Below are 13718 nucleotides of genomic sequence, written 5' to 3'. Positions count from 1 at the left end.
CATAATTTACGCCATTACCGTCTACGCCTAGAACAAGAGTTGCAAGCTCGTCGTGATCTTATGGAAAAACTGGTTCATACCGAAGAAGATGTTAAAAAAGCTATTGCACGCGAATTACATGATGAAATTGGGCAGAATATTACTGCCATTCAAATTCAATCGATGCTCATCAAAAAAACAGCAGATAACGACAAAACACGCCAAACCGGAGAGCAAATCGAACGACTCGCCCTACAAATTCATCAATCTACACGTCAATTACTTAGACAATTACGTCCTCCTGTTTTAGACGAAATGTCGCTTGAAAAAGCGCTCCATCATTTAATCAACGAATTTGCTTTTGATGACAACGGCATTACCTGTAATTTTAATTACTCGTTAGAGAAAGAGCCCGAAAACGAAACCATTATTTTTACCCTCTACCGTTTAGTACAAGAACTGTTAAACAACATTAGTAAACATGCTAACGCAACCTATATCCAAATCTCACTAACTCAAAATAAAACCTGTTTACGGCTAGTTATTAGTGATAATGGCGTTGGTATGTTACCAACCTCACTATCAGTACAACAAAGTAGTGGCTTTGGATTACGAGGCATAGAAGAACGCATTCGTGCTTTAGGCGGAGAATGGGAAGTGATTAACCATCACGGTACGAAAATAATTGTTAACTTACCCACAAATTCAAAAGAAAACAGTGAAAACTAAGAATAATTCTTAGTCATCTACAACCTTATCTCATTCTTTTTCACGACATTTTTTTTACATTTGCAACATCAAAGAGGATGTTATGTCAGGTGAAAATACGGCATCAATTAATAAGACCTATAACTTTTGGCGCAAAAATTTAATGCTGTCGATGATTATCGGTTATGCCACTTTCTATCTCACACGTAAAAGCGTCAACTTTGTGATGCCCATTATGCAAGTTGAGTTGAATTTAGATAAAGGGGATATCGGTTGGATAGCCAGCCTTTTTTATCTCACTTACGGTTTATCTAAATTTGTTTCTGGTGTTTTCCATGACAAATGGGGATACCGCTGGTTTATGGGTGTGGGATTAGTGATGACAGGCATTATGAATATTATTTTTGCCTATTGTCTTTCATTTCCTGCACTGCTTTTGGTCTGGGCACTAAATGGTTTCTTTCAAGGCTTTGGATGGCCTCCTTGTGCAAGGTTGTTAACACACTGGTATTCACGTAATGAACGTGGTTTCTGGTGGGGATTATGGAATATCTCAATTAACCTTGGCGGGATGAGTCTTCCCATTTTAACTGCGTGGCTAGCGACGCATTATAGTTGGCAAGTCGCCCTGTTTGTGCCCGGTATTATCGGCATCATCATTGGGCTATGGTTGTGTGTACGATTAAAAGGGACCCCCGCAGAGGAAGGACTTCCTACTGTGGGTGTGTGGCGGCGCGATGTTTTTGAATTACGTCAAGAGCAGGCCTCACCCCCTAAACCTATGCTAACTATTTTGAAAGAGACCATTTTATTTAACCGAATGATTTGGTTACTGGGTTTTTCCTATATTTTAGTTTATCTCATACGCATGGCGATTAACGATTGGGGAAATATCTGGTTATCAGAAACACATGGTGCCAACTTATTGAGTGCTAATGCCATTCTCTCTTTGTTCGAGATGGGAGGGTTACTCGGGGCGTTATGTTCAGGCTGGGGCTCGGATTTATTATTCCGCGGCCAGCGAGCGCCAATGATATTGCTGTTTTCACTCGGGCTTTTTACCGCTGTAACAGCACTTTGGTTAATTCCAATTCATCATTATGCTTTGCTCGCAGCCTGTTTTTTTAGTATCGGTTTTTTTGTGTTCGGACCACAGATGTTAATCGGGCTTGCTGCAACAGAATATTGCCATAAAAACGCGGCAGGCACGGTAACAGGCTACTTGGGATTGTTTGCCTATTTAGGGGCGGCAATGGCAGGTTGGCCATTAAGTCAGGTCATGGCGCATTATGGTTGGACTGGGATGTTTGCATTATTAACCAGTGCTGCGGCCTTAATGGGACTCTTACTAATGCCGTTGTTGATTGCTGATGTTAGCAAACAACAACATTTAGTTGGTCCACTTTCATTTTCCGATGACGACACATTTAAAAGGTTCTGAACATGAAATTGAAAACCCTCTCTACACTTGTTGCGGCTGGTCTTGCTCTTTCTGCGGTTAGCTTATCAACAAATGCGGCTGGCCGCTTAGTCGTTTACTGTAGTGCGACAAATGCAATGTGTGAAGCTGAAACAAAAGCCTTTGCCGAAAAGTATGATGTGAAAACGACTTTCGTTCGTAATGGTTCGGGAAGTACCTTGGCAAAAATCGAAGCTGAAAAACGTAATCCTCAAGCTGACGTTTGGTATGGTGGTACTATGGATCCTCACTCACAAGCGGGTGAAATGGATCTGCTAGAGCCTTATGTTTCTCCTAATCTCGATCAAATCATGCCACAATTTCGTGATCCCGCTAAACGTAAAGGTAACTACTCTTCTGCGGTCTATGTTGGTATTTTAGGTTTTGGCGTCAATAAAGATCGCTTAAAAGAAAAAGGTATCGCCATTCCAACGTGCTGGAAAGATCTCATTAAACCTGAATATAAAGGTGAAATTCAAATTGCCGATCCACAAAGTTCAGGAACCGCTTACACAGCACTGGCAACCTTTGACCAATTATGGGGTACTGAACAAGCCTTTGATTACCTAAAGAAAATCAATACAAATATCTCTCAATACACCAAATCAGGTATTGCACCCGCACGAAATGCAGCGCGTGGTGAAGCTGCCATTGGTATTGGCTTCCTACATGATTACTCATTAGAAGTTGAAAATGGTGCTCCACTTGAATTAATTTCACCTTGTGAGGGTACAGGCTATGAAATCGGTGGTGTCAGTATCATTAAAAATGCCCGCAATATGGATAACGCAAAATTATTCGTAGATTGGACACTTTCAAAAGAAGCTCAGGAAATTAGCTGGAAAGAAGGTAAATCTTACCAAATTCTAACCAATACCTCGGCTGAATCTTCACCTATGGCACTGAAATTATCAGACTTAAAACTCATTAACTACGACATGGATAAATATGGCGATAGTGAAGTGCGTAAAGAGTTGATTAATAAGTGGGTTACCGAAGTAAAAAATGGGTAAATAACCTATTAATAGAGCGAGATAGTCTCTCGCTCTCTTTTCTCATAATAATAAATACATTTACTCTCGGGGGATTTATGTCTCATACACTCGCTTTACCTGAAAAAAAGAGGCGGGATCCCATATTTTTATGGATCCTAATTGCATGGATGGCATTTGCGTTACTACCATCATGGAGCCTTGACTACGGTCTTTTAGATTCAACAGCAGATGAATTACTCACCGCTTACGGTTGGAGTAACGTTAATATCAGTTGGCTCTGGTTTTTATTACCGAGTTTACTGCTATTGCGCCCATTAACTGCGCCTAAGCGTGAAAATCGCGCTCGCCACTATTTTGACGCGAGTTTTGCCCTATTTTGTGCATTAATTGCGATAGTCAGTGCAACCCTTGAAGGACGGGGCTTAGGTTATTCTGCGATCATCCTCTTTATTTCTTTGGGGATGATCATGAAAACTGCCTTAACACGCCTTGAATGGCTAGGCGGTGATAGCTTTGTCATCGGCTCTTTAATCACCGTTGTTGCGCTGATTGGTGTCTTTATTATCTTTCCTAGCATCGCTATTTTTATTCCGATGTTTAAAGATAGTGCAGGCAATTTTGCACCTTTTGAGTTTATCGCTATTTTAAGCCAAGCTCATATTGTGCAAGTGATGCTCAACTCTATTGCACTCTCTATTGCCGTAGGGATAGGTTGTACGTTCTTTGGTTTAATTCTAGCAATTTATACATCTCGTATTGCTGTACGCTCGGCAATTATTGGTCGTGTATTTTCTATCTTACCTATTGTTACTCCTCCCTTTGTTGTCGGTTTAGGGGTGACATTGATGATGGGACGTTCAGGTTATGTGACAGAGTTCCTCGCCACATACGCAGGACTTGAAAATACCAACTGGTTATATGGCTTTACGGGCATTTGGTTAGCGCAAGTGCTCGCCTTTACCCCTATGTCATTTATGATCTTAGATGGTGCCATTAAAACCATTCATCCTTCATTAGAAGAAGCGTCTTACACGTTAAGAGCCAACCGCTATCAAACCTTCTTTAATGTTTTTATGCCGTTACTTAAGCCAGCATTAGCCAATGCATTTTTAATTGTGATTGTGCAATCTCTTGCTGACTTTAGTAATCCCTTGGTTTTAGGGGGCAACTTTGACGTTATTGCCACACAAATTTACTTCTATATCACTGGCTCTCAACTGGATTATCAATCAGCCAGCACACTAGGTGCGTCACTCTTAGTTTTCTCACTATTAGTGTTCTGTGTGCAGTATATGTGGATTGGTAAACGCTCTTATGTCACGGTTTCTGGTAAATCTTATCGTGGTGATGTTCAACCCCTTCCATCTTCACTGATAGCGTTTGTCACAACCATTCTCGGTATTTGGGTTATTTTTAATATCCTGCTCTATGGCAGTATTTTCTACGGTAGTTTCACCGTTAACTGGGGGGTTGATTACACCTTAACACTTGATAACTTTATCAAACTATTTGGTCAAGGAATGAATGACGGGGCATGGCCTTCATTATTAGATACCTTGTTATATGCAGGTATCGCAGCGCCGATTACGGCAATTCTCGGACTATTAATTGCCTATATTGTGGTACGCCAAGACTTTAAAGGTAAAAAAAGTATCGAGTTCACAACAATGCTTTGTTTCGCCGTACCAGGAACCGTCGCCGGTGTCTCTTATATTCTTGCGTTTAACGACTCGCCGTTCTATTTAACGGGAACGGCGGCAATTGTCATTATCTCAATGACAATGCGTAACGTCCCCGTGGGAATACGTGCAGGTATTGCGGGATTAGGGCAAATTGATAAATCGCTTGATGAAGCTTCTCTAAGTTTAAGAGCGAACTCAATGAGAACCATTTTCTATGTGCTATTACCACTATTGCGCCCTGCTATTTTGTCTGCACTGATTTATAGCTTTGTGCGTGCCATTACCACTGTCAGTGCCATCGTCTTCCTTGTTACACCGGATACACGCGTTGCCACCGCGTATATTTTAAACCGTGTTGAAGATGGTGAATACGGCGTCGCAATTGCCTACGGCTCAATTTTAATCGTCGTGATGTTGGCAATTATTTTCTTATTTGACTATTTGATTGGCGAAGCCCGTGTTTCACGCTCTAAAGCCAAAAATGCACAGTAATACGGAGTCTAAATCATGACACAACAACATTTCGTTGAACTGAAAAATGTCATTAAGCGTTTTGGCACTAACACAGTAATTGAAGATCTCAGTTTGTCTATTCCACAAGGCAAAATGGTTTCATTATTAGGACCTTCAGGTTGCGGTAAAACAACGGTGTTACGTTTAGTGGCGGGGTTAGAAAAACCGACAGAAGGTAAAATTTTCATCGATGGTGAAGATGTGACTGACCGCTCTATCCAGCAACGTGATATCTGTATGGTATTTCAATCTTATGCCCTTTTCCCTCATATGTCTTTGGGAGAAAATATTGGCTATGGCTTAAAAATGCTAGGACGTCCTAAAGCTGAAATTAAACAACGTGTCTCTGAAGCTTTAGAACTGGTGGATTTAGCGGGCTTTGAAGACCGCTTTGTTGACCAAATATCGGGTGGACAGCAACAACGTGTCGCCTTAGCGCGTGCGTTAATTTTGAAACCTAAAGTGCTGCTTTTTGATGAGCCATTAAGTAACCTTGATGCTAACTTACGTCGTAGTATGAGAGAGAAAATTCGTGAGTTACAACAACAGTTTAATATTACCTCTCTTTATGTCACCCATGACCAAAGTGAAGCCTTTGCAGTTTCTGATATGGTTTTAGTAATGAATAAAGGGAAGATAATGCAATTAGGTTCACCGCAAACTCTTTATCGCCAACCCGCGTCTGAATTTATGGCAAGTTTTATGGGAGATGCAAACTTATTCCCAGCCACATTGGGCGCTGATTATGTTGATATCTTCCAATATCGTTTGCCAAAGCCAGATACGTTTAATACAAATAAAACAGAAGTTAGAGTCGGAGTGAGACCTGAAGCTATCACTTTATCTCAACAAGGCGATGCCTGTCAGCAATGTAAAATTGTCCATGTCGCTTATATGGGGCCTCAATATGAAGTGACCGTAGAATGGCAAAATCAAACCTTACTATTACAAGTCAATGCCACACAGCTTCAGCCCAATGTTGGTGATAGTTATTACTTGCAGATCCATCCTTATGGCATGTTTATTTTAGAATAACGCTATTGCAATATAGAAATTTTACAAAAATAGTAATTGAGGCACCCATTGGGTGCCTCTTTTTATAATAATACTACGACATTTTCCCTGGTGTGACATCCTGGTGTGAATGTTTGATGTAACACTTGGTATAACACATGGCTACGCTATTATTGTTTTAGATAACGATCCAAGATACCTGTACTATTCCCTTTATTTTTTAAAAGGCTATCAGAACAAAAGATGACCGCCTTCGCTCTACATGCTATTTCCCTTGAGCGAGATATTTTTGCATTTCATCCGCAGGTACCATCCCTCCTCCCGTTGCCCATACTAAATGCGTTGCATTTTGCATTTTTTGACTATCTAGTGATAAACCTTGCAGATAATCTTTAGCTTGAGTGACATGTACAGCACCGACCATTCCCGCTAAAGCCGACGGTTCTAATTTAATCCCTTCTTCTTTATTTAATAAGCTGAGTAAGTCATAAAGCGCTTGGTCATCGATAGTGTAATAACCATCAATTAACCGCTCCATTGCTCGACCAACAAAGCCTGATGCACGGCCAACAGCAAGACCATCAGCGGCAGTGACGTTATCGATGCCCATCTCTTGTACAGAGATGCCTTCATGTAACTGAGTGTAAACACCCAATAACATACAAGGTGAATGTGTAGGCTCTGCAAATAAACAGTGTACTGCATCACCAAATGCCAGTTTTAACCCAAAAGCAACCCCCCCAGGGCCACCACCAACACCACAAGGCAGATACACAAACAAAGGATGTTCACTATCGACACGAACACCTTGTTCTTCAAATTGGCGTTTTAAACGTAATCCCGCTACGGCATAACCCAAGAACAATGTTTTTGAGTTTTCATCATCAATAAAGAAACAGTTAGGATCTTTCTCTGCTGCTTTGCGACCTTCTTCTACCGCAATACTGTAATCTTGTTCATATTCAACAACATTAACGCCATGAGAACGTAATTTATCTTTTTTCCACTGACGTGCATCAGCAGACATATGAACACTCACGCTAAAGCCTAATTTCGCACTCATGATCCCAATAGACATACCTAAGTTGCCTGTTGAGCCTACGGCGATACTGTATTGGCTAAAGAATTCACGGAATTTATCAGAAAATAATTTTTCATAATTATCATCTGTACTTAATAATCCCGCGTTGATCGCCAATTTCTCAGCATGAGTCAATACTTCATAAATCCCACCACGTGCTTTAATTGAACCTGAAATAGGAAGATGACTATCCTTTTTCAAACGCAACTGACCGCTAATGGATGTGTTATAACGCTGTTCAAGCGCAATTTTCATTTTAGGAATATCAACCACTTCTGATTCAATAATTCCTTGAGTAACCGCTGTTTCTGGAAATGCTTTAGCTAAATAAGGTGCAAAACGTTGTAGTCGTGCTTGCGCATCAATGACATCATCTTGCGTTAAACCAACATATGGAAGTCCCTGGTCAGTGGTGGTCACTTTTGGGTTAAACCAAACCACTTCTTTTAAGTCCACTAAGTCACGAACGAGTGGAAACTGACTGATTAATTTATTTATATCTATATGGCTCATAGTCGTTCTCTTTTATATGACAAAAGAAAGCATAAATGTACCGCCTAATGCGACAAAGGAGGCAATAAAGGTCGCGACACTGTAAAAACGAAAAGTTTCACTTAAAGTTGCATTACAATACTGTTTGACTAGCCAAAACAGTGAGTCTGTGACGATGGTACAACCAATAGCACCTGAACCAATTGCTAATGTAATAATTTCAGGGCTAATGTCTGGATATAAAGGCATTAAAGGTGCAACAATTGCCGTCGCGCCCATCATTGCAACGGTTGCAGAACCCACTGCAGCATGAAGGATAATGGCGACTAACCAAGCCAATAAAATAGGATGCATATCTAAGTTAGAAAGAATTAGTGCTAAAGATTCACTTAAACCACTACCTTTTAAAATGCCATTAAAAGCCCCACCCGCACCAATAATTAATAAGATATTGGCAATAGAGCTAAAGCTATCTTCTGTTTTCTTCAATAACGTATTCATGCCCATATTACGGCGAATACCTAACACATAATAAGCAACAAAAGCGGCAATAAACATCGCAGTAATAGGGTTACCAATAAACTGTAATGCGGTATAAACCGATGTACCTTTAGTCATATTTAATTCTGCGGCTGTTTTTATCAGCATCAGAACAATAGGTAATAAAACAGTAAATAGTGTGGCACCTAATGAAGGTAAATCTTTTTCTTCACGAATTTCCATATCAGAAAATTCTTCAGGCACAGTTTTAAATGGTAAGCGCTCGCCTAACATTTTTAAGAATAAAGGACCACCGACTAAAGACGCGACTAAACCAACAGCAAGACCTGCAACAATAACAGTTCCCATATCTGCCCCTAATTCATTAGTCACGAATAGTGCAGCAGGATGAGGAGGAACAATACAGTGAACGGCCATTAATGCTGTACATAGTGGAATGGCTAACTTTAATAATGAGGTATTTGTTTTTTTCGCAATTGAGAAAGCAAGAGGAATAAGTAATACCACACCCACTTCAACAAAGAGTGTAATACCACAAATAAGACCAACCAATACCATAATAACGTCTGGAGATAACCAACGGCATTTTTGTAATGTAATACCGATGCGTTCTGCGGCACCTGATATTTCCATCATCTTACCCAGAATAGTGCCTAAACCGATAATTGCCGCTAAAAACCCTAACGTACCGCCAATACCATTTTCAATCGCATTTACCATTTCTAAAGGGTTCATCTTCATTGCTGTCCCCACAAAGAAGCTCGCCAATAGTAACGCTAAAAACGGGTGAAACTTAAATTTTATTATAGTAAAAACAATGAGCAAGATACTCATTATAAGAGTACCTAGCACCCATAACGTTGAATCCATATATCCATCCCAAATATTTTATTTATTGTTATTCATATTGAATATTAATCATTTAATACTTACAAATGATTAAAATTTACACTAAGATGAAATCAATTAACCCTAATAAGTGATTAAATTCACAAATAACCCTATTATGATGAAGAATAGCCGGATATTTCATCTTAACATTAGCTTGATTGTTAATTAGCGTTACTATTAATAACAAAACGAGAATAAAAGAATGTTTGAATCTTCTAACGTGATTTTAAGAAATAAACGATTATCCAGTTATCAATTAGCAAGACTTCACACTTTTGAAGCAACAGGTCGCCATCTTTCATTCGCTTTAGCGGCAGAAGAACTGTCATTAACCCCCAGTGCCATTAGCCACCGAATTAATACATTAGAAGAAGAGTTAGGCATTAAGCTCTTTAACCGCTTTCATCGCCGAATAGAGTTAACAGAAGAAGGTGAACGCATTTATTGGGCACTTAAAAAAAACACTCGAAGATATTAACCAAGAAATTTTAGATATTCATAATCAAGAAATCTCGGGTATTCTCACCGTATATTCACGCCCCTCTATTGCCCAATGTTGGTTAGTTCCTCGTATTTCAGATTTTACTGAGCGTTACCCATCTATTGAATTAAATCTACTTACAGGAAATGATGATATTAACTTTCGAGGTTATGGTATTGATCTCGCAATCTATTTTGATGATAAGACACTGCAAAATCTATATTGCGAAGATTTAATTTCAGAATCTATTATTCCTGTATGTAGCCCTAAATACGCTAAAAAACATGAGACTTATTGGTAATAATTCATCATCTTTCTAATTGTACTTTGCTACATGATAGACAAGCTTGGAGTAATAATTCTGATTTCGACGAATGGCGAGCTTGGGGTGAATATATGGGACTTTCACTTTTTCCTCATCGTAGCAATATCTGTTTTGATCGCTCTGATCTTGCTGTTATTGCCGCAGTTAACCACTCAGGCGTGGCAATGGGCAGAAAACGTTTAGTACAAAAACAACTGGCTAGTAAAGAATTAATTATTCCTTTTAATAATAGTGAGTTTTTATGTGCTCAGCGTTATTATCTTGTCACTCGAAATGAAAAGAATAATGCTAAAGTACAGCTTTTCATTCAGTGGCTGAAAAAACAAATTAGGGAAAGCATGTAATTTAATTTCTTAAGGGAAATACGATGAAAGAGATGACATTCACAACACGACAACTTATTGCCATTGCAGAATACGCAGGGCTGACAATCGTAAATAAAAACGACATCGCAAAAGATAAACATTATATTTTAGTTGATCTTCTCGATGTGCAAACAGAAGAAGGTCTCTATTATGGGCCGGCAGTACTTGAGTTTAGTGATGCTCATCGTAAAGCGCGTATTTTAGAATTTGGCGGTGAAGGCTATCAACGCGCTCAGGCTCGTGAAAAACAAATTCAAAACTATAACCATCATCGACAATCCCAAGAGCCAGATACCTACCAGCCCCCGATTCATCGTTATAGCCATTACACGGATTTTCAAATAAACCTAACCGCTATCTATCGTCGTTATGGCTATGAAATCGAATTTGATACAGAAACCGAAAAAGTGTGGAGCTCTTTAGATCCCGATGGGGCAATATTTGATTTACTTAAAAATGCCGAGGATGCACTTTCTTTATTAGAAGATTGTCAAATGTCATGCTCTTATCATCAAGAAAATAAAGTATGGTCTGTCACTTCACTAGAAAAAGACACTGTCGAACATCAATCTTTACCTCGCGCTATTGCCGAATGTTTTTTATTAATGACAGATCATTATGCCGATGATTGGCCCAATATTGAAAATATTCTCTATTAAAATAAAAAGTCATAAATAAAATCATTAAATATCAAATAATTAACTATAATAATTTGATATTTAATTACTAAGACTAAAATCTAACTCAAACACCGAAAGGCATCATACTCACGATAATAGTTAATTTCTTCAATAACCCACTGCAAGTTTTTTTGTTGAGCTTGTTGGGTTTGATAAAATAACACTAAATCACAAACGACCATCCAGCCCCGTAAATTTTTATCTTCAACAACTTTTGGCATTTCCAGATCTTCATCATCAAGATAAATCTCATCATCAGGTAATTCTTGAAGATAATCCCAAGGAATGTAATAAAAAAATTGCCCGATCAGGATCACGATCCCAAGTTGTAATTTCCGTATAAATCCACTCATTAGATTCAAGAGTTGAAAGCGAGGCTAATAATTCACTAAGCGTTTCAAATTTTTGTATCATTCTATTTCTCACTAAGGATCTCGTTATTTTCACAATAAACCCGCCAATTAGGCGGGTCTATTATTTCTTCATTCTTAACGTCTATGATCTTATTTAGCTAAAAAGTGTTTATCTTCAATCACAATTAACGGTTCAATATCACTCTCTTTTTTAATCACTAACGTTGGATCTGAACGTAAACAACAACCACCATAATGCCCACCAACAGTAAAGGTGCAAACTTGGATATAACGATTTGCCACTTTTGGTAAGCACCATAGTTCTTGGTAAATATTTTCTTGATGATCAAATTGGCCATTGGTCTCATCTAACACATTCTCTTTGTGATCAACTAACCCAATGTTACTACCACAACGACCCGCTATTGGTTTAACTGCATAACCACTTTGAGCAAGACGCGGTGTCACCGTGAAATCCGTATCTAATAAATAAGGGTTATCAGGGAACAATTGCCATAGAATAGGTAGGATCGCTTTATTACTAGGAATAAGCGTCCAAAGCGGTTCAAAAACTGTAATTTCAGGACGTAAAAGCACATCAACCAAGCGGACTTCACCTTCAGGATGTCCTGTCCGAATCGGGATAAGTGCTTGTTGCTCACTCTCTTCTCTTAGTTGGTTTAACGCCGTTTCCCAAGCCCATGTTTTCCAAACGCATTCAACAACCCGCTTGTCTGCATCAATCAATTGACCACGACTATTCCAATGAAGCTCATCTAATCCACGTAGAATTTTACTGTGATAACCTGCCTGAGTCAGTGCTTGTTGCATAAAGAGAGCGTGATAATCTTCTTCACTATCATCATCTTGAAGAATATGCACAAAAGGTTTTGCATCACAATGTTTCCAAGCATCTGCTAATGCATCAAGTAATCGTTCGCCGGGATTAAAGCCCGCTTTAATTCCACCTTTCTGTGCCCATTTTTCGATGATTAAGCCTGCTTCTGTATGGCAAGAGGCAGAGTCAGCATTATATTCATAAACTTTGACACCACGTTCATCCATACAAAAATCTAATCGTCCTGTGATCATTTGATGGCGTCTGTTTTGCCATGACAAACGAATACGAGGCCATAATACTTCAGGAATATCGAATAAACGCAGTAACTTATCGTCTTTCAACACTTTTTCAGTTGCATGCAAATACATCAAATGCATTTCATTACTTGCACGAATAAGTTCCTGTTCTGCACTTTCTGAAATGGTGAAATATTCATAACTATTTTGATTGATAATATGGCCATGTTGCGCATCGACGTAAGCTTTTTCTAGAGGCGAACTTTCATCTAACCATTTGCCATCTAATTGACCTTTATTATCAAGCTGTTCAGCATGAATATTGAGTAATTCTGGCATTATTTTAGGTTGAGGAAGGCTATAAGCATTAGGCTCTGTTTGGATCATCCAACCTAGTAGCGTTGTATTATCGAAGGTATCTTGAATAAAATAACCGTTATTCGTCTCTTTAAGGGGTAATTCTCGAGTCCACTGTTGCCCTGCTGGTAATCTAGTGTGAATAACATTTTGTTCCGCAATACGAATTTTATCTTTAAGCACTTCAGTAATCACAGCAACATGCCCTGTTACTTTAAACTCTCCACCTTCTTGCCAAATCAGCAAAGCGCCCACAGCAGGCGGTTGTTTGCTACCATTTGGAAAAGCTTGTAATGGTAATATATCGTCATCGATGGTTTTACGTAAAAAACGCAGTGAGAAGATCTCATAAGCCATTCCCACATCAGTAAATACAGCGCCATAATGCAAATAGAGAAAACGGCGTGCAAACTCAACACACTGCCACTTGTGCCCCATATATTCATTACCAATATAACTACGGAATGAATCATTAGCGGCATAGTCTTCTTTATCAATACTGCTGTAATCTGAAGAGTAAATCGCGACACCACCCGGCGCATAGCCTAGCAATGTTCCAAATGGTTCATGACGAATGATATCTTTTACATTCATAATCTCGACCTTGACGATAAATAGATAATTACCCTATAACACTTATAATCTTGCCTAAGTAGTATAGTTAACAATCTTAACGCCGTAGACTATTAGATGTGAATGTAATTTTATAAATTTCAATAAAGTGAGAAGAGCCGTTTGAATTTGATACGAATTTAAGAAACGAAA

The 13718-nt window shown here is 39.0% G+C and carries 10 protein-coding genes and 1 pseudogene; 7 read left to right on the top strand and 4 right to left on the bottom strand.

The genetic code is table 11. The features are described from left to right. The 5 genes from BHE89_RS20215 to fbpC all read left to right on the top strand — a co-directional run. Positions 1 to 708 (top strand): histidine kinase (locus BHE89_RS20215; RefSeq protein ID WP_286146388.1); only part of this gene is annotated, 708 nt, incomplete at its 5' end. A 67-nt stretch (positions 709 to 775) separates the two neighbouring features. Further along, positions 776 to 2128: an MFS transporter family glucose-6-phosphate receptor UhpC gene (gene uhpC / locus BHE89_RS20210; RefSeq protein ID WP_260664712.1), complete on the top strand. Its 1353-nt coding sequence runs from the start codon at positions 776 to 778 to the stop codon at positions 2126 to 2128. A gap of 2 nt (positions 2129 to 2130) precedes the next feature. Continuing rightward, positions 2131 to 3159 (top strand): ABC transporter substrate-binding protein, encoded by a 1029-nt coding sequence (locus tag BHE89_RS20205; RefSeq protein WP_128860750.1) that lies wholly within the window; start codon positions 2131 to 2133, stop codon positions 3157 to 3159. Positions 3160 to 3236: 77 nt separating this feature from the next. After that, positions 3237 to 5315 (top strand): ABC transporter permease, encoded by a 2079-nt coding sequence (locus BHE89_RS20200; protein WP_069368511.1) that lies wholly within the window; start codon positions 3237 to 3239, stop codon positions 5313 to 5315. Positions 5316 to 5330: 15 nt separating this feature from the next. After that, a complete protein-coding gene (gene fbpC / locus BHE89_RS20195) occupies positions 5331 to 6371 on the top strand; it encodes a ferric ABC transporter ATP-binding protein (RefSeq protein WP_069368512.1) in 1041 nt (346 codons plus the stop codon). Between the two features lie 244 nt (positions 6372 to 6615). On the opposite strand, the gene BHE89_RS20190 is transcribed toward fbpC, so the two are convergent. Both BHE89_RS20190 and dsdX read right to left on the bottom strand, forming a co-directional pair. Further along, positions 6616 to 7944, bottom strand: a complete 1329-nt coding sequence (locus BHE89_RS20190) for a D-serine ammonia-lyase (protein WP_069368513.1) — start codon at positions 7942 to 7944, stop codon at positions 6616 to 6618. Positions 7945 to 7956: 12 nt separating this feature from the next. After that, the gene (gene dsdX / locus BHE89_RS20185; RefSeq protein WP_069368514.1) at positions 7957 to 9294 is read right to left on the bottom strand and encodes a D-serine transporter DsdX; all 1338 of its coding nucleotides are present in this window, start codon (positions 9292 to 9294) and stop codon (positions 7957 to 7959) included. A 223-nt stretch (positions 9295 to 9517) separates the two neighbouring features. Between dsdX and dsdC the strand changes: the two are divergent. Together dsdC and BHE89_RS20175 are read left to right on the top strand one after the other, a co-directional pair. Next, positions 9518 to 10465, top strand: a pseudogene (dsdC, locus tag BHE89_RS20180) (DNA-binding transcriptional regulator DsdC). A 23-nt stretch (positions 10466 to 10488) separates the two neighbouring features. Continuing rightward, positions 10489 to 11145 (top strand): hypothetical protein, encoded by a 657-nt coding sequence (locus BHE89_RS20175; protein ID WP_069368516.1) that lies wholly within the window; start codon positions 10489 to 10491, stop codon positions 11143 to 11145. Between the two features lie 80 nt (positions 11146 to 11225). Here the strand turns inward: BHE89_RS20175 and BHE89_RS20170 are convergent, their stop codons facing one another. After that, a complete protein-coding gene (locus tag BHE89_RS20170; protein ID WP_128860749.1) occupies positions 11226 to 11519 on the bottom strand; it encodes a hypothetical protein in 294 nt (97 codons plus the stop codon). 150 nt (positions 11520 to 11669) lie between these two features. Continuing rightward, on the bottom strand, positions 11670 to 13547 hold the full coding sequence (gss, locus tag BHE89_RS20165) for a bifunctional glutathionylspermidine amidase/synthase (RefSeq protein WP_069368518.1): 1878 nt from the start codon (positions 13545 to 13547) through the stop codon (positions 11670 to 11672). Between the last annotated feature and the right edge of the window lie 171 nt (positions 13548 to 13718).

This window comes from Shigella sp. FC1967, from assembly GCF_001743005.1.
In the GTDB taxonomy this organism is placed as follows: domain Bacteria; phylum Pseudomonadota; class Gammaproteobacteria; order Enterobacterales; family Enterobacteriaceae; genus Proteus.
This window is presented reverse-complemented; position numbering and strand designations above follow the sequence as displayed.